Below are 16,523 nucleotides of genomic sequence, written 5' to 3'. Positions count from 1 at the left end.
AAGATAAGCTTTATTCAATCCTCATGGTTTTAATTTATCGTCATCTCAACCTTCACCGCTGCAAGACCAGAACCCCTCTTCCGTCAGTAACCATTGCATCCGAATATCGTATTCCTCTGCAGGGATTTTATCCACCAGTTGACAGGCCCAAGTAACTCCCAGCGACAGACATCCCTGAGCCTGAGCTAAAAACCGGTCATAATACCCCGCACCCATTCCCAGACGGTTCCCTGCGCGATCAAAAGCAACCGCCGGTACCACCACCACATCGATATCAGCAGGCGAAATAATCCCGGTCTTACCCGGATCAGGCATTTTCAAACCCAGTTTACCTATCACCAAGTCATCGAGATTTGTGATCGTAGCTGCAGTCATTTCACCGTATTTCTCTCCTAAAAGTGGTACACATACCCGTTTTTTCCGTCTCAGGGCATCTTGAATCATGCATTCAGTCTGGACTTCATCCGGCATGGAAAGATAGAACATAACCGTCCCGCTGTCCTGGTACAATGGCCAGCAGCAAAACTGACTGGCAATTTGTGCACTGCGGCTAGCCACCTCCGCAGCAGAAAGACTGCGTCTTTTCTCCCTCATCTCCCGGCGCAGCCGCTGTTTTTCTTCCTGCAATGCTCCCTGTGTCATCCTGCCGCTCCCCCAATGCCCTCGTAGATCACCTTTCTGGCCGGCCCAATCAGGTACAGGGACCCTGTCACGCAAACTACCCCGCCCGGCCCGGCCAACAAGCGCGCTTTTTTATACCCTTCACCAATGGAAGCTGCCAATTCTATCGCTTTGGCCTTACCCCCAAGCTGCGTGGCGACCGCATCCGGCTCCGCCCCCCGTTCAGATAGCGGTCGCACAATAACGACGTCGTCACTGGATCGGACAAGTTCGCCGGTAATACCGCCTATATCTTTGTCAGCAAGAATCCCAAGAAGAAAAGTGATATTTTTCCCGAAAAACACTTCATCCAGTGTCCTTCTTAGGGCCCTGGCGCCGTCCGGATTATGGGCTCCATCAATCACTACCACCGGCTGATCTTTTACCACTTCAAACCGCCCGGGCCAATAAACTTCAGTCAGACCTGCGCGAATTGCGGCCAGCGTTATCTTCGATTCCTTTTCGGCAAGAATCAGGGACGTCATTACTCCTACCGCGCTATTCTCCGCTTGATGCCAACCAAGAAGATTGGTGGTAAAATGACCAAAGTCGCCGTATTGACTGGAGGTAACAGCCACGACCTGCCGGTATCCTTCCTGCCGCATAACCGCTGCGGAGAAATCCTGTCCCAAGCTGTAAAGCGGCGCCGCTTTATTAACAGCTTCCGCCTGAATAACTTCCAGAGCCGCGCCTTTGGCTGCGGTAATCACTGGCACGCCTTGCTTGATTATGCCGGCTTTATGTCGGGCAATCTCCGCCACCGTGCTGCCGCATCGGTCAGTATGCTCCAGGGTCACATTCGTGATCACTGCTGCCTCAGGTATAACAACATTCGTCGAATCAAGCAGCCCTCCCAAGCCCACCTCAATTACGGCATAGTCCACCGCCGCCGCCGCGAAATAGTGAAAAGCTGCGGCAGTAAGCACTTCAAACTCAGTAGGATGCTCGCTGCCGGAGCATGCCATTGCGGCGACCAAATTCCCGGTATACTCGATTGCAGCGGCGAATTCCTGCCGGTCTATCGGTTGACCGTTAACCATCATGCGCTCGGTATACTCGACCAAGTGCGGCGAAGTATACAAGGCTGTCTTGATCCCCGAGGCCCGCAAAACGGCTTCCAGCATCGCTGACGTCGAGCCTTTGCCGTTAGAGCCAGTAATATGGACAACTTTGAAGCGCCGTTCAGGGTGGCCCATAAGGCTCAGCAATTTTTCGATCCGCGCCAAACCGAAGTTGATGCCGAATTTATTCAAAGAAGCAAGATACTCCAGTGCTTGTTCATAGGTCACCCAAATCCCCTCCTGCAGTTGAAGCTGCTACCACTCACTCTTGCGGTGTAAAACGTTCCAGGATGATACGGTGATCTACCAGCAATAACTCCTTGATTCTCCCTTTTATCGTTTTTTGTTGGCCGAAAATATTTTGCAGATATACTTCCGTGCCGGTTGGCACTACTTTATCAACACTTTCCAATATCAGGTTCTCCTGACCGTTTTCAACCAGATATGCGTTTGCTTCACACATAGTAATTCCTCCAGATCTTTATGCTTTGTTACTTTTCCTCCAGGCGGTTCAGCATGTAGAAGATCATACGATGACCTACCATCGCAAACTCCATGATCTTCCCATCAATCGTTTTTCTCTGACCGAAACTATTTTTCAAATCTAACCCGGTGTCGGTGAAAACTACTTTATCGACACTTTCCAAAATGAATTCCACTTTTCCATTCTCATACCGGTATGCATTTACTTCACACATGATAAATTCCTCCCCTCATTTCCTTGAAGCGCGGTTTACTTCCCCTTTTAATCCTTCCATACCGTTTTAACCTGCAGAAGCAATTCGTTGACTAAATGGGGCAGCGGCTCTGCCTTAGCCCCTATCACGTCAATGCGGACACGGTTAATCGGCAGCAGCAATTTCCTCGCCTTGCTCTTGGCAATAGCTTCCGCCATTCGTGGTGTAAGTTCTCCCAGCATGGAATGGGCGACAATGATCCCTAAGGGACCGACAATAATGTCCATTTCAGACATATTCTGAATGATAGCATTTTCACCGGTAGCGCCTTCATTTGCCCCAGCCTTAAGGAGTGCCGCCGTCGCCAGAGCATTTGTACCAAAAGCATAAATTTCCATTCTCTCCCCGAACTCTTTGCGCAATTTCTCGGTAATAGCTTTGCCGATGCCGCCTCCTTGACCGTCAACTACAGCTACCTTCATGATATCAATCCCCTCCGTAAGCCGGCTAGGAACCGCCAATCGAATCGTAAAAATCCCCGGCAATAACCGATTTTAAAATATAACCCGGCCGAAATGACCGGGTTATATTTAATAGCGGACGAAGCCCACTTTCTCGTAACCTTACCCAATCAGCTGGAGTGCTGCCGAAACACTTTTTGATAGGAGTCGCAATAAATGTCCTTGTTCAGGACCAACCGGGCGGTTGCGATGGCGTCGACCATAAGTTCATCGTTGACATCCATAATGGCGGAATCCAGGCCGGCTGCCATTGCCATTACGGCAAAGGTCCGGTTAATCAACGGCCGATGGGGCGTTTTCTGGGATACATTACTCAAGCCTACCGTTGTCCGGGGCGCCGGATTGGAAAGAGTTTTAATCTGGCGAATCGTTTCCAATACCTCGACGGCGTGTTCCTGGGCTACATTGACCGGCAGAACGATAGGATCAAGATACAGATCTTCGAAAGGCAATCCGTAGGCGTCGGCGTTAGCCACCAGCTCCATGGCGAAAGCGGTCCGGTCCTCCGCGCTTTTGGGAACGCCCTTATTGGTCATGCAAAGAGCGATAAGGGCTGCATTGTACTCGACAGCAAGGGGGAACAGCCGGTCGATTTCGGCTTGTTCACATTTGCATGAATTAATCATCCCCGGCCGTTTGAGTATTTTTAGCGCAGCCTCAATGGCATCGAAGTTAGTGCAGTCCAGACAGAGAGGTAAGTTCGTCACTTCCTGGACAGATTCAGCCATCCATTTTAAGGATTTGACCTGATCTTCGGCATTAGGGCCGGTATTGATATCCAAATAATGAGCACCGGCCAATTCCTGTTTTTTCGCCCATTCCTGCAGCGGCTTAGGATCCCATTCTACGACGGCTTTGCCTATATCCTTGAACATACCGTTAATTCTTTCGCCAATCATAATCATATGCATTCCTCCTACTATTTCGGTATCAGGTTCTTATATTGCCTGGGAAATCATTAGTTCCGCAATATTCTTCCGCACCAGATTGACGGCTTCCGGATGACGCATAACGAGGATGTTGACGCCACCTTCCAAGAGGGCGGTAGCAGTCATTGCTTCCCAGAGAATGCCGCGTTCAGCCTGATTTCCCCATGCGGGAAAATCGGTCTCAGGCGCATTGGCCTCTTTGGCGCGCCAGGCTTCATAGCCGGCAGTGACAATAATCGGCGTAGAAAGCATCTTGTCTCCCTGCAGCGCACCCAGCCGTCCTCTTTCGAGGATTGAGTACGTATACTCTATGCCATACCCTAAGCCGCCCGCACCGGGATCGACTACAATTCTGTCCACGGGAAGACCCATTTCAGTAATAAGAATATTCAGTTGTTTGCAGATATTAATATCACACGGGGTTAAGGCGATTAGATTATGGTTGTGAACCATGGCAGCCGCCACGATCGATTTATAATTGTTCTGTTCGGCTACACCAATCAGCAATTTCTCACCGGCTGCCGCCTCGGCCACCAGTGGCATAACCTGATTGTCTTTTTCCTCATCGCCTGATCCAGCGACAATAAGCGGAACCCCCACCGCGGCCAGCACATCTTTTACGATCTTGACGCATTCTTCGGGCGAATGATTCTCCAGATCGGGATCAGCGCCGGAAAGTTTGAGATAGATCATCTCCGCGCCGAATTCTTCTACGCATTTTTTAGCCCAGGCAGCCGGGTTATCGAGCACATCGGCAAAGGGCGCCTTCACGGTTGCATTCCATTCCTCCGGCAGACGGCTTTGAACCTCCATAGCGATGACCGGTTTATAGGGAAAGTCACCTTCAAAATGCAAGAATGGTAATGCCGTATCTCCCCCAACGGTTACGACACTGGTCCGGGTTCCCCCTGCATCTTTCGTTGCCCCGATAGTCACTGTGTTGATTTTCCCGGTGTTTCTTTCTTTGATAATTTGCAAGGCCATAATACCGCTCCTTTCTTTTATCATACGTTTACTTTGCTGCATATCTGATTGACGGCAATCACCGCGCCGGAAGTGGCTGGCAGTTCAATGAGCGGCTTGCCTTCCACATCATAGCGGGCCACTTCGGCGTCATAGGGAATCGTCCCGATCAGGTCCAAGCCCGTAGCGGCTATTTCCTGTTGCAGGGTCTCGATATCTCCTGCGTGATTTTTGGTCACAATAAGATAGATTTCCTTAATCCGCGAGTTTAATTTTTTGACCAGTTCGTGAACCCGTCCTGCGGAACGAATGGCTCGCGCGGAGGCGTCGCTCACGATAAACAAGATATCAATATTGCCTGTTACCCGCCGGCTGATATGCTCCAGGCCGGCCTCGTTATCCATGACGACATAAGCATAATTATCCGCTAAAATTTCCAGGTGTTTGCGCAGAATGTTGTTAGGGAAACAATAACATCCCGGCCCGTCAGGCCCGCCCATAACCAACAAGTCGACATCCTTCGTTTCTTCGAGGGCTGCTTGAAGCTTGTATTCAATATAAGGTTCCTGGGTCATGCCTGCCGGAAGGCCATGAGGGTCTTTGGTCCGGGCAATGATATCCGAAATGGTTTCACCCAGCCCCATTCCCAACGCTTCGTTTAGATTGGCGTTCGGATCGGCATCAACAGCCAAGATGGGGCGCTTTTGGTGTTCAATTAAATAGCGTATTAGTAATGAAGTAAAGGTAGTTTTTCCGGTTCCACCTTTTCCGGCTACTGCGATTTGCTTTGTCACAATGTATCCCTCCTGGTTTTGTCAACTGCCGGCCGACGGAAATAAGCTTAAATCGGTATGCGGCAGAAACAGCGCCGAAATGAATTCTTCCATAAATACATTACCTGCCGACAGCTCGACATAAGTAATGTGCTCAGCCAGTTTTCCGGCAGCTTTTATCGCGGATGCGGCCGTCAATGCAGCATAGGCCCCTTTAACCGATGCATTGCCGAAAAATTGGTATTTAGCAGTCCCAATATCAGGCAGCATCCCGATCTCCACGGCATCCGCAATACTCAAATAGCTGCCAAACCCGCCGGCTATGTAAATCTGTTCGATATCGGACTGCTCCATATTCACGGTCTTTAACAGGCAGCGTACTCCCGCGTATACCGCCCCTTTTGCCCGCAGCAGGTTTTTTACGTCCGCCTCGGTTATAACTACATCCAGGCCGTGACCGGCCTCATCGGCCCAAGCCAGCACAAACTCAATACCATCTTCTGCTTTGCGGATACGCGGTGTGGGCAGTTCCTGCATCTTGCCGGCCCGGTCAATCACTCCGGCTTCCCGCATTTCGGCCAGCGCGTCGATTAGTCCCGAACCGCAGATGCCCACTGGCCTCCCTTGGCCGATAACCGAATACGTCACTTCGTAGGTCTTTTTATCGATGACAACCCGTTCAATGGCCCCCTGGGTGGCCCGCATACCGTTGGTAATGCCTGCCCCCTCAAAGGCAGGACCGGCGGAGCAGGAACAGCTTACCAACCAGTCTTTGTTCCCCAATACCATTTCTCCATTGGTTCCTATGTCGATAAAGAGGGTCACAGCGTCTTCTTCGGCCATGCCATTGACCAGTGTCCCGGCTACGATATCGCCGCCGACATAGCTTGCTACCGCCGGAAAGTTATAGACCACCGCCTCGGAATGAACCTTTAGACCCAGTTCCCTGGCTTTTACGACCGGAAACTGGCTGACGGCCGGAACATACGGTTCCAGACGGATATACCGCGGATCAACCCCGAAAAACAGATGGGCCATCGTTGTGTTTCCCGCCGCAACCACGGCGCGGATGTCACTTGCTTCGATGCGATATTTGGCGACAAGGGTTGCTATCAGGCCGTTGATTGTATCCACTACGGCCTGTTGAAGCACTTCCAGCCCATCCGTTTCTTCATCGGTATAGATAATGCGGCTGATCACATCGTCGCCAAACCGCGCTTGCTTATTATGGGTTCCCGCTTTCCCGGTTACCGCTCCGGAAAGCAGGTCTACCAGATAGACCACTACCGTTGTAGTGCCGATGTCTACCGCAATCCCCCAGAGCGGGCTGTTGCCACTTGGAGCATCAATGCTGATGATACGGACTGCTTCCCCGACGGACGCATAGGTTACATCAATGCACCAATCGCAGCCGCGCAGAGTTTCAGCCAGGGTTCGCACTTGCTCCAGCTCCAGTTGAACGTTTTTCAGTCCTGTGACTTTTTGTAGCGCAAACAGCATTCGGCTGGTATCACTGCTGGGATCCACAATGCTGGGGGGAGGTATCTGGAGCGTAACCTTTTTGCATAATGGATCAAAAGGAAACGCCGACTGTAAATCAGGCCCGTCTGTCAGCATATCGCAGTGGTCATCAAGTAACACCTGAGACGAAGCAACCCGGGAAGACGCCGGTATTTCAACAACTACATCCCCCGCGACACAGGTCTGGCAGGCAACCGACCACCCGTCGCGGGTTGAATGGCCCTTGGATTTGATTGATCCGCTTACCACTCGCAGTAAGCATTTCCCGCATGTACCGCCTCCGCCGCAGCTGCATTGTATCTCAATGTTTGCTTTTCGGGCCCCTGTTAGTAAGTCAACACCGGCGTCAACTTCAACCAAAATATTATCGGGTTGAAAGAGTATGTTATACCTTTGCACTGGTGCGTTGGAACTTTTCACTGATAGACCTCCGCTCTAATAATTGCCCAAAGGCAAGGGTTCTGGCTGGTCACAAATACTACATTGGGTGCTAACATACTTTTGGTATTTCTCTGCCGCAGATTTCCTGTTATTGTTATACGAAATGAGATTTGGCAAAAGCAGGTATACCTGCAGCTTCCTGTGGTCCAACCAGTACATTCCACCCGGATTTTTCCTTGAGTTTGCCGCTGAGTACCGCGGTATACCCGGGAAGAACACAAGTATTATGGTTTACTTTCGCTTTAATTCCTGAGCTTTCCAGGAAGTCTGAAATAGAGTCGGCGCTGAATTTACCTGAGGCCCATGAAGTAAGGACAGAGGTCCCGTCAGTATCGACAGGCAAAATGTATCCGGGAATTTTACTGCCGGAAACTTCTCCTTCGACTGCAAAATAGGTAAGAGCGAAATTCGTGCAGATATATACGGGAGAGTCGGGACTCACTGCCCCAACTTCATAAATTTTAGCCTCGACCGCAATAGGCTTTTGCGGGTCGGTATAAACATTCTGCCGCCAGGCCAGCAGAGGCAAAATCTGCGACTTTTCATCGGCCTTTAAGACAATAATGCCGCCGAATTTAGCTACATAAACACTGGCCTGAATGACTTCTTCCCGGGGGTCCTCGGAAGTCGTGAAGGTAATTGTCGGATAGCCGAAGGGCCGGAATTTCTTTTTGACCGCCAGCCGGCGAATTTGCGTCTGGTCGGCTAGGACTTGGGAGGTGCCCCGGCTTCCTGTGTCGATCACCAATTCCTTGTACAAGGGTGCAATTTTTTCCACCAGTTCAGCCGTATCCGCCAGAGTACTGCCTTTTACTACAACCGGGCAGCTATGGGCTTTGGCAAGTTCCACCACTTTTTGATAATTGTCAGCTGTCGCGGCGTAGACCAGAGGCTTCTTGTCCGCAATGACCGGCAGTGCCGCTTCAAGGGCGGCAACATTTTCGCTGACAAGAATCAGTGGCAAGGTTGTTTGGGCGGCGACCTTGGCGGCGACTTCTTTAAAAGTCGCCGCATCCTTCGACGCATTAATAATGGCAATAGCGCTAACTGCCAGTTGCTGACCGACCCTTTCCACTTTCAGATCGTTAATTTTGGCGATTTTGGCTGTTACGTCACCGGCGGTCAGAGTGTCATTTACGGTGATTGCAAAGCCGGTGGGGTGACAAAAGGTTTTGTCATGCCGGTAAATAACCGTTTCATCTCCCAGGGCTAATGCATTCTCACCGACACCCACAGTAACCAGCCGGATGGGCGGAGCTGCTGCTGCACCCAGGTTTTCTTTCGCCTCTTCCGATACGTATGGGCACTGTTCCAGCGACGCTTTTCCTCCGGCCAGCGACATAGCGAAAGCCAGACAGGTTGGAGCCCCGCATTCCTTACAATTCTTTTTGGGAAGTTGTTTGAAAATATCTAATCCTGTTAAAGCCATACTGTTGTCCCCTTTCTCTTTTGTGTGGCTAAATATTGGTACTGCGCAATTCAACTTACATCATGGGGTCCATAGCGAATGCCGGGTGTTGTTTTTCTTCGAGGAAAGGAAGAATTTCGTCAATCGTAGTGCCAACCGTTTCGTCCGCGATTTTATCAAAGAAATCTTCATCCAGACCTTGTTTTTTGGCTTGCTGCAGCAGATCCGCCCGGAGGAATTCTTTCAGTTCCTTCGGCATCCAGACAATGCGCCCGATACCGCCGTCAGCCGGGATAAACTTGTTGCTTACAATATAGCGGCGACCGATGCCCATAAAGCCCGGAGATTGCAATCCCCCGCCAACCGAACCGGCCAGTGTCGAAAATGACATGCCACAAGGAGTATCACCACTGAATTCCCGGGTGGTAATCATGATGCCGTTGGCTTCCGGCACAATGGCGATAATAGCCTCAAAGCAACCGCAGGAAGTCATCGGACGGTCCATCAGGGTATAGAGGTTAACCTCTTCCAATGTCCGGTTTGAATTGTTGTAGAGATATTCATTGACGTTCTGCCACATGCCCTTCTCCGCATCAATACAAGCTCCTTTGGCAATCGGCTGATTCGGCCCGGTAGGAGTGATCTCATTGGAGGCTTTGGCGTCAAGCCAGCTGACAGCGCCGCACAAGCCAACCCGTTCAGGGGTAACGATGCACACATGATTGGGCGCAAAGGATTGGCACAGGATGCAGGAATAGAAATCTTTCACCGATTCGTCGGTCAGTCCGCGCAAACGGTCATCACGAGCATTATATTTTTCCCTGGCGAGCTTCAAATTCTCGTCAACTAAAGCTTGATCGGTAATCAGCGTTACCTGAACCCGGTCAACAATTGACGGATAATCTGACTTGAATTTCGCGATCAGGATTTCACCATAATCGCGGATCTTGAAGCCAGCCTCAGCCGCACCTTTGCTTATCCGCAGCCAGGCCAGATCTCTCTGAGCTACATGCCATAAGCCTTCGCCATAGTTGATGAAATAGTGAATGCGGCGTTCAAGCACTCCTTCAAAATCCTCTTGCATTTTCCGCCCGTAGATATTGACCATAATCCCCAGCGGCAGGCGGTCCCCTGCTTTTATGTCGGTTATTTCCGGACCAATGACGGTGATCTTGCCATCTTCGATGTCGTCAGGACCAACCATCCGCACCAATTCGAAAGCAGTTGTCTTACCGCCGCCAAATTCAAGATAGGTATCGGCGCGGCGAATGGTTTCCCCCTCAAAAGCGGGACCCACGGTAATGGGAACCGGAATATCGACAATTTTGATCTTAATACCCCGTAATTCCAGCGCCAGTTTTACCATTTTGTCATAATCCGGCTCAGAAACGAACCAATCAGGAATTTCTTCCGCCAGAATCTGGTCGGTAACTACCGGGAAACCCATGCCAATAGCGCCCATTTCGGCGGCAATTCTGACTTCATCCAGTTCACCCAGCGCCAGTACGAAAGCAAATACCCGGCGGGCTTGGTAATCAAGCTGCTGCTGACGTTGGCCGGGTTTTATCCCGCCAAAGGCCAAGCCGGCGCGATAGGCGAAATTGACAGCATGAATGGCCTGAGTGAAGTTACCGAGAGGAAATGCGATATAATCAATACCCAGCTTTACATTTTCCTCCAGTAACTGTTCGATAATCTCGTTAACCAAAAACAGCATCATGCCTTTGGATTGCAGGTTTTTAATCAGCTTAGCCGCTTCTTTTGAGGTACGGGCCTTGCCGATGATAACGGCAACACCTGGTATAGTGTTATCAACCAGCGGCACACCAAATTTTCTCAAAATAGGATCAGACAGAAATCCGGTCCAGGGAGCCGATTCCGGTTTGGCCCCGTGTAAATAGCGCAGAGCCTCGATGATATCGGCAGCATAATGCGTGGCTTCGCCGTTCAATTTCGCATTCTCGAAGTTCAGTTCTTCCCGGATATGACTGGACCGGATACGGTTCAAAATAGGCGGTAAATCGCCCAGAACATCAACTTCTTCACCGCTTAACGCTGTGATAACCGGCAGACGATAAGCTGTATCCGGGTATTTCACCGGGGTCTCGGCCCCATGTTCTTTAATCGCTTTTTCCAGCAGTATTTGAGCGTAGCTTGTAGAGATGATCGCTCCATCATAGGCAGCCTTAAACAATGCATTTGACATCTATATATTCCCCCTCCCAGTTACCTAAACTGTGACCTCTTAATTAGCGGTTTCACGTTCGGCATATTTTGCTTTGGCTGCACTGCGAATTCGCAGTTTCCAGCTTCGTTCCTCCAGGGCGGCCAACAACTTGTCGGTCCCTTTGGCATAATCGGTTTCCATGATGAAATAGCCGCCGAACACATCTTTGGCGATTTGAGTCACGACGCCGTGGACGAGGTCGCTGCCGGTGGTGGGCGCTATTACGCCAATGTGCACCGGAATGCCCATGGCGACATTCCAGGCGCCGATAGCTACGGCTTTTTCAGACATCGGCTCAGGCGCCGACGCGACAAAAGGTACGTCCGGAGTATCCACTCCCAGTTCGTTAGCCATCAGGGTCAGTAAAGAGGTAGCCCGGGAGTTGTCAACACAGGACCCCATATGGAAGATGAGCGGCAAAGCCGTCTTCAAGTCGGCTTTTGCACTGATACGGTTTAGGAACGCCTTGAGTCCGGGACCCGCATATGCCTCAACCGCCTCAGGGGTCAAAAGCCCGCTCATGGCATAAGCCTGGCCGGCACAGCCGGTAGCTACCATAAACACGTCGTTGGCCGCCATTTTCTTGGCGATTTCCACATGGTTTTGATTGTGAGTTCCTTTGAGGTTGTTACAACCGGCAAACAAAGCGACCCCTTTTAATTCTCCGGCTTTAATCGCCTCGGTCAATACGCTGATCGGATTATCCGGGTTGACAGAAGCGAAGATTTCCAGAATAGCTTCCAGGCTGAAGCCGGCGACGACTTTATTTTTGTATTCCTGGCGCTCGATTTTCTCCGGATCGCGCCGTTTATAGGTTTCAATGGCCAGGCGGATGATTGCCCGGGCGCTTTCAACGGCATTTTCCTCGTCAAATTCATAATGGTAGGAACCGGGGATTTTACTGATCGGCATTGTTGTAATGACTTTGGTGTGGAAACATTCGGACAGGCTGCGCAGACTAGGCATAATACACTGCACGTCGACCACGATGGCATCAACCAGCCCGGTCATAATTGCCAGTTCCTGAGTGGCGAAGTTGGTGGCGATGGCCACCCCCGCGCGGCTCAAAACCTCGTTGCCTGTGCAGCAAATGCCGGATAATTTGATGCCCTTAGCTCCGGCAGCTTTAGCCTCTTCCTGCATTTCCCGGGCCGTATCGACAACCACCTGACTCAGCAGCGGATTGTGGCCGTGTACGCAGATGTTAACCATTTCCGGGTCAAGGACCCCTAGGTTGGCTTCGGTCACCGTCGGAGTCGGCGTACCAAACAAAACATCGGACAGATCAGTAGCAAGCTGCATGCCGTCGTAATCTCCCAAGGCCACTCTCAACCCGCTGAAAATAATGTTGACAGGATCGGCATCATTACCAATGTGAGTCTGATGTAACAATTCAGCAATCGAGCCATTGATGCTGGACGGCATAATCGTGGTATCCTTAAACTTTTTCTTGCGGCCCTCGGTAACTGTTGATTCAACCCAGGTGCAAGGAGCAGTATCCTGGCGGCCGAAATCCTTCAGGGCTTCGGAAGCCACCGCTACGGCTACTTCATTAATTGATTTTCCTTCTGTGGGCAGGCCAATCCGCTTAGCAACTTTGAGCAACTTGGCCGAATCGGTGATCTTATAATCCTTGGCATGGCCTTCCCCTACATGAAGCACAGCTGTCGCAATATGCCGCCCATGATCAGAGTGGGCCGATGCTCCGCCAGCAATGTAACGGACGGTATTACGGGCCACAATAGTATAATCGGAAGCACCACAGATCCCTTTATTGGCGCCCAATTTTTTCGGGATAATCCGGCATGGCCCCTGCAAGCAAATCCGGCAGCAAATACCGCTATTGCCAAAATTACAACGGGGCTCTTGAGCTTTGGCCCGGTCAAAACTGGTCAGGAATCCTATTTTTTTCGCTTTGACGAGCATTTCCCGCGCGGCGGGGTCGACTGTGCATTTTTCAAATTCGGACATTCTTCTACCTCCCCTAACTGTTGGTAAATTGATAATAAACAACTAGCCTTTGAGACCTTGATTTTAAGCGTCAGTCTGTCGTCAGCCTATTTTAACTCCCTTGAAGAATACAGTCATACATCATTCGCATTTGAGCGCCAACCGGCTGACTGCTGTCCGTCACATCCACCGGCCCGCCCATGGCTGCTTCAAGAATTGAATCATCAAACGGCAGCATACCAATAATCTCGCCGGCCTCAAATTGGGTCCTCAGAAAAGTTTCTTCCTTTTCACTACGAATCTTATTGCCGATTATTTTTACTTTTTTTACGCCAATTTCATCGGCCAGATGCCTTACTACCTTCGCTGTTTGCGCACTATTTTTGGTGGGTTCCGTAACCACGAGCATGACATCAACTCCTTTGGATGTGCCACGCGTCAAATGTTCGATGCCTGCTCCCATATCAAGTACAACCACATCCTGCTTGCCAAGCAGCAGCGCATCAACTACGGCATGTAAAAATGAATTTTCCCGGCAGTAGCAGGCAGAACCCCCTTGTTTAATCCCTCCCATGCGTAAAAATCGGATGTTGCCTGTTTGAATGGTATAAGCATCAAGAATATCATCCACCTGAGGATTAAGGGTATAAAATGCCCCGCCGCCACTGCGTTCCGCAATAACCTGCTGCATTTCAATCAGGGGTTTGCTGATCGCCATAATTTCATCGTCAAGACCGATGGCGCTCCCTAAGCTTGAATCTGGATCGGCGTCAACCGCATATACTTTGTAGCCCTGGCTGGCAAACAATCTGGCGAGATTAGCCGCTACCGTTGTCTTGCCTACGCCGCCTTTACCGGATACGGCGATTTTCACGGGGATTACCTCCTTTAGTGATCCAACACTTTCCTTGATTATTTCCGAGTTATACTGTTCCCAGGTCAGGTACTTCGGCAGCAGGCAGCTTTCTTGCCGCCTGGGCCAGTTTACCGACACAAAAACCAGCGGCGACAACCAGATCCTCTGTGGGCAGGTAGTAAGGCGCCGTGGCATCAAACAACACTGTTGCCCTTGGCGGAAATTCCTCATCGCCAGCCCACAGAGCGTAAATGATAGGTAAACGCGGCAGGGCATTCAGCTTAATGCCATAGTTGCCGAACCGGCACGCGCTTGCCCCCAGCAGTTCCCCGGCCTGCAGCAGCAGGTGCGGTTTGTTGCCGAAAACGCCAATAAGATAGTTGGTAACTCGCTTATTAAAAGGCTCTAAATACAACATGCCGACCACCGGGATTTCTTTAAAGGAAATCCAGGAATTTGCTATCGTCTGCCCACTGGCCCGGATTAAATAATGCAAAAGGATTATTTTTTCCGTAACCGGTACCGTATCGTTTCTGTCTGCATAGACAACCTCACCCGACGGAAAACTGACCTGATAGCCTTGGCCGGCATAAACAATGGAGAAAGTACTGGTGGCGCAAGCGAAACTCGTTCCGCTGCTTGCTGCCATATCCTCGGGATTCCAGCGCTGGAAATCCTCGCAGGCCTTGGTGTATGCCGATTGATAGGCTTGTTTCAGGTTATCCGGTCGCAACTCACTTGCATGCATAGGCCCTCTATCCTTTCATATCAGTATCGAAACACCAGGGCTATAATTGATTGATATCGCGAAATCCTCCGGACGGCCGAACATCCTGCAGTCCCCCAAGCAAAGTATATATGTATATACATCTGCAAGCAGGCTTCCGACGGAATAAGGCCTTGCAGCCGGGGAATGCGGTTCTTAGTCCAATATTGGACGGGGCAGCAAGCCGGCGCCTGTCACAATATCGGATAAAGCGGCTTCCCAGCCCACAGGCATGATATGAATGCCTTTGACTCCTTCGACCTGCCGCAATTGTTTGATGAGCTCAATAACAATGGCGATCCCCTCGGTTTGAGGGTTTTCAGCCTTTGCCATCCGGTCGATCAATTCGTCCGGAATACTCATCCCTGCCACATTTTCCTTCATATATTGTAACGCCCGGACTGATTTGACAGGCAGGACGCCTGCCATAATATTCACTTGCCGGTCGATTCCGGCTTTGCGGACCAAGCTCATCCAGTACTTAAACTTTTCGATGTCGAAAATAGCCTGGGTCTGAATGAATTGCGCACCAGCCTGCACCTTCTTAGCTAAACGCATGATCCGCAATTCAATAGGATCGCCGAACGGGCTCTCAACCGCTCCGATATAAAACCTGGGAGCCGCTTTCATTGCTTCGCCGCTGAGCATTTGCTGTTCATCGCGCATCTTTTTGACCAGCGCGATAAGCTGAATCGAATCGATATCATAGACGTTCTTGGCTGTAGGATGGTTGCCAAAAGACTGATGGTCGCCGCTTAAACACAGAACATTGCGAACCCCCAGGCTGTAGGCTCCTAATAAATCGCTCTGAATGGCAATGCGGTTCCGGTCCCGGCAGGTCATCTGAATGATCGGATTGCCGCCATGCTGGAGAACATGCACAGCAGCCGCAATACTGGAGAGCCGAACTACCGCACTTTGATTATCGGTTAAATTGAAGCCGTCACATTTGAGTTTCGCCTCTTTGGTATGCTCAATGATATTGTGGGCCGAGGCCCCTTTTAAGGGGCCGATTTCCGACGTCACAACAAATTCCCCTCTGGCAAAACCCTTTTCCAGCCTGCTCTCGGTTGTCAACTCTTTCGTCAACTGCTCACTCATAGGAGTACATCCTCCCTAACATACTTGCGCGGACCGCCGTCCCGGGATTTAGACCAGTCTTTCACCGGAAAAACCTCGCACAAGGAAGCTTCCCGGCCCTGCCGCTTGAGTTGCTCGTAGATCAGGGCCCAGGCACAGTCGGTGTCCGGGTCAATTTCGCATTTACCGTTACTGGACCCGCCGCACGGACCGTTCAAAATACTCTTGGAACACCGGATCACCGGGCAGATGCCGCCAGTACTTGCCAGGATGCATTCCCCGCAGAGGCCGCAGCGCTCTTCCCAGACTCCGTGCTCGGTGGTCCCGCCGATAAATTTGGTGTTTTGGGCAGGCACAACATATTTGTCCGGGTAGCGTTCCGCCAGATACTGTACGCCGACCCCGCAAGCCAGAGATACAACACAATCAACGTCTTTGACCAGAGACTCCAGCTTCTCCACATATTCCTTGTCGCATTGGCGTTCCAATGTTTCGCTGACCACCTCGACGGGATTCCCCGCTTTTTTGCGCAAAATCCGCAGGCTGGTGGCCAGAATGTCTACTTCTTTTTGTCCGCCTGATAAGCAGACGGTGACGCAGCCCCCACACCCGGCCACCAATATTTTTTTAGCGGAGCCAATATAACTCTCTATTTCCCCGATAGGCTTTTGCTGAGCAACAATCATCTGC

At 50.9% G+C, this 16,523-nt stretch carries 16 protein-coding genes; all 16 read right to left on the bottom strand.

Annotated features, from left to right (window positions below; all coding sequences use genetic code 11):
* Nucleotides 1-45 precede the first annotated feature (45 nt).
* Nucleotides 46-642 (bottom strand): 5-formyltetrahydrofolate cyclo-ligase, encoded by a 597-nt coding sequence (locus tag EV210_RS10615; protein ID WP_132079769.1) that lies wholly within the window; start codon nucleotides 640-642, stop codon nucleotides 46-48.
* Nucleotides 639-1,949, bottom strand: a complete 1,311-nt coding sequence (locus EV210_RS10610; protein WP_132079766.1) for a bifunctional folylpolyglutamate synthase/dihydrofolate synthase — start codon at nucleotides 1,947-1,949, stop codon at nucleotides 639-641. Before EV210_RS10610 ends, EV210_RS10615 begins: the two co-directional genes overlap by 4 nt.
* Before the next feature lie 34 nt (nucleotides 1,950-1,983).
* Nucleotides 1,984-2,184: a CooT family nickel-binding protein gene (locus EV210_RS10605; RefSeq protein ID WP_132079763.1), complete on the bottom strand. Its 201-nt coding sequence runs from the start codon at nucleotides 2,182-2,184 to the stop codon at nucleotides 1,984-1,986.
* A 28-nt stretch (nucleotides 2,185-2,212) separates the two neighbouring features.
* Nucleotides 2,213-2,419, bottom strand: a complete 207-nt coding sequence (locus EV210_RS10600) for a CooT family nickel-binding protein (RefSeq protein WP_132079760.1) — start codon at nucleotides 2,417-2,419, stop codon at nucleotides 2,213-2,215.
* Between the two features lie 47 nt (nucleotides 2,420-2,466).
* Nucleotides 2,467-2,880 carry a DUF3842 family protein gene (locus EV210_RS10595; protein ID WP_132079757.1) on the bottom strand — a complete coding sequence of 138 codons (414 nt, stop codon included), beginning with the start codon at nucleotides 2,878-2,880 and terminating at the stop codon, nucleotides 2,467-2,469.
* A 149-nt stretch (nucleotides 2,881-3,029) separates the two neighbouring features.
* The gene (locus EV210_RS10590) at nucleotides 3,030-3,824 is read right to left on the bottom strand and encodes a methyltetrahydrofolate cobalamin methyltransferase (protein WP_132079754.1); all 795 of its coding nucleotides are present in this window, start codon (nucleotides 3,822-3,824) and stop codon (nucleotides 3,030-3,032) included.
* A 33-nt stretch (nucleotides 3,825-3,857) separates the two neighbouring features.
* Nucleotides 3,858-4,832, bottom strand: coding sequence for a CO dehydrogenase/acetyl-CoA synthase subunit delta (cdhD, locus tag EV210_RS10585; protein ID WP_132079752.1), 975 nt, complete (start codon nucleotides 4,830-4,832; stop codon nucleotides 3,858-3,860).
* A 20-nt stretch (nucleotides 4,833-4,852) separates the two neighbouring features.
* A complete protein-coding gene (locus tag EV210_RS10580; RefSeq protein WP_132079748.1) occupies nucleotides 4,853-5,605 on the bottom strand; it encodes an ATP-binding protein in 753 nt (250 codons plus the stop codon).
* Between the two features lie 21 nt (nucleotides 5,606-5,626).
* Nucleotides 5,627-7,525, bottom strand: coding sequence for an ASKHA domain-containing protein (locus EV210_RS10575; protein ID WP_243650509.1), 1,899 nt, complete (start codon nucleotides 7,523-7,525; stop codon nucleotides 5,627-5,629).
* A 115-nt stretch (nucleotides 7,526-7,640) separates the two neighbouring features.
* Nucleotides 7,641-8,975 (bottom strand): acetyl-CoA decarbonylase/synthase complex subunit gamma, encoded by a 1,335-nt coding sequence (gene acsC / locus EV210_RS10570; RefSeq protein ID WP_132079745.1) that lies wholly within the window; start codon nucleotides 8,973-8,975, stop codon nucleotides 7,641-7,643.
* Between the two features lie 55 nt (nucleotides 8,976-9,030).
* Complete coding sequence (gene acsB / locus EV210_RS10565) at nucleotides 9,031-11,160, bottom strand: acetyl-CoA decarbonylase/synthase complex subunit alpha/beta (RefSeq protein ID WP_132079742.1); 2,130 nt, start codon at nucleotides 11,158-11,160, stop codon at nucleotides 9,031-9,033.
* A gap of 39 nt (nucleotides 11,161-11,199) precedes the next feature.
* Nucleotides 11,200-13,152 (bottom strand): anaerobic carbon-monoxide dehydrogenase catalytic subunit, encoded by a 1,953-nt coding sequence (gene cooS, locus EV210_RS10560; protein ID WP_132079739.1) that lies wholly within the window; start codon nucleotides 13,150-13,152, stop codon nucleotides 11,200-11,202.
* A gap of 91 nt (nucleotides 13,153-13,243) precedes the next feature.
* Nucleotides 13,244-14,005, bottom strand: coding sequence for an ATP-binding protein (locus tag EV210_RS10555; protein ID WP_132079736.1), 762 nt, complete (start codon nucleotides 14,003-14,005; stop codon nucleotides 13,244-13,246).
* Nucleotides 14,006-14,054: 49 nt separating this feature from the next.
* Nucleotides 14,055-14,735: a DUF3786 domain-containing protein gene (locus tag EV210_RS23095; RefSeq protein WP_132079733.1), complete on the bottom strand. Its 681-nt coding sequence runs from the start codon at nucleotides 14,733-14,735 to the stop codon at nucleotides 14,055-14,057.
* A 174-nt stretch (nucleotides 14,736-14,909) separates the two neighbouring features.
* Nucleotides 14,910-15,854 (bottom strand): methylenetetrahydrofolate reductase, encoded by a 945-nt coding sequence (locus EV210_RS10545; RefSeq protein WP_132079730.1) that lies wholly within the window; start codon nucleotides 15,852-15,854, stop codon nucleotides 14,910-14,912.
* Nucleotides 15,851-16,519 (bottom strand): methylenetetrahydrofolate reductase C-terminal domain-containing protein, encoded by a 669-nt coding sequence (locus EV210_RS10540; RefSeq protein ID WP_132079727.1) that lies wholly within the window; start codon nucleotides 16,517-16,519, stop codon nucleotides 15,851-15,853. Before EV210_RS10540 ends, EV210_RS10545 begins: the two co-directional genes overlap by 4 nt.
* Between the last annotated feature and the right edge of the window lie 4 nt (nucleotides 16,520-16,523).

The organism is Anaerospora hongkongensis (genome assembly GCF_004339805.1).
Classification (GTDB): Bacteria; Bacillota; Negativicutes; order Sporomusales; family DSM-15969; genus Anaerospora; species Anaerospora hongkongensis.
The sequence above is the reverse complement of the archived record's forward strand: the minus strand, read 5'-3'. Positions and strand labels throughout refer to the sequence as shown.

Bases quoted from the DNA above. Each gene is read 5' to 3' on its own strand.
- EV210_RS10615 (WP_132079769.1), bottom strand. From the start codon at position 642: ATGACACAGGGAGCATTGCAGGAAGAAAAACAGCGGCTGCGCCGGGAG.
- EV210_RS10605 (WP_132079763.1), bottom strand. From the start codon at position 2,184: ATGTGTGAAGCAAACGCATATCTGGTTGAAAACGGTCAGGAGAACCTG.
- EV210_RS10600 (WP_132079760.1), bottom strand. From the start codon at position 2,419: ATGTGTGAAGTAAATGCATACCGGTATGAGAATGGAAAAGTGGAATTC.
- EV210_RS10595 (WP_132079757.1), bottom strand. From the start codon at position 2,880: ATGAAGGTAGCTGTAGTTGACGGTCAAGGAGGCGGCATCGGCAAAGCT.
- EV210_RS10590 (WP_132079754.1), bottom strand. From the start codon at position 3,824: ATGATTATGATTGGCGAAAGAATTAACGGTATGTTCAAGGATATAGGC.
- cdhD (WP_132079752.1), bottom strand. From the start codon at position 4,832: ATGGCCTTGCAAATTATCAAAGAAAGAAACACCGGGAAAATCAACACA.
- acsC (WP_132079745.1), bottom strand. From the start codon at position 8,975: ATGGCTTTAACAGGATTAGATATTTTCAAACAACTTCCCAAAAAGAAT.
- acsB (WP_132079742.1), bottom strand. From the start codon at position 11,160: ATGTCAAATGCATTGTTTAAGGCTGCCTATGATGGAGCGATCATCTCT.
- cooS (WP_132079739.1), bottom strand. From the start codon at position 13,152: ATGTCCGAATTTGAAAAATGCACAGTCGACCCCGCCGCGCGGGAAATG.
- EV210_RS23095 (WP_132079733.1), bottom strand. From the start codon at position 14,735: ATGCATGCAAGTGAGTTGCGACCGGATAACCTGAAACAAGCCTATCAA.
- EV210_RS10545 (WP_132079730.1), bottom strand. From the start codon at position 15,854: ATGAGTGAGCAGTTGACGAAAGAGTTGACAACCGAGAGCAGGCTGGAA.
- EV210_RS10540 (WP_132079727.1), bottom strand. From the start codon at position 16,519: ATGATTGTTGCTCAGCAAAAGCCTATCGGGGAAATAGAGAGTTATATT.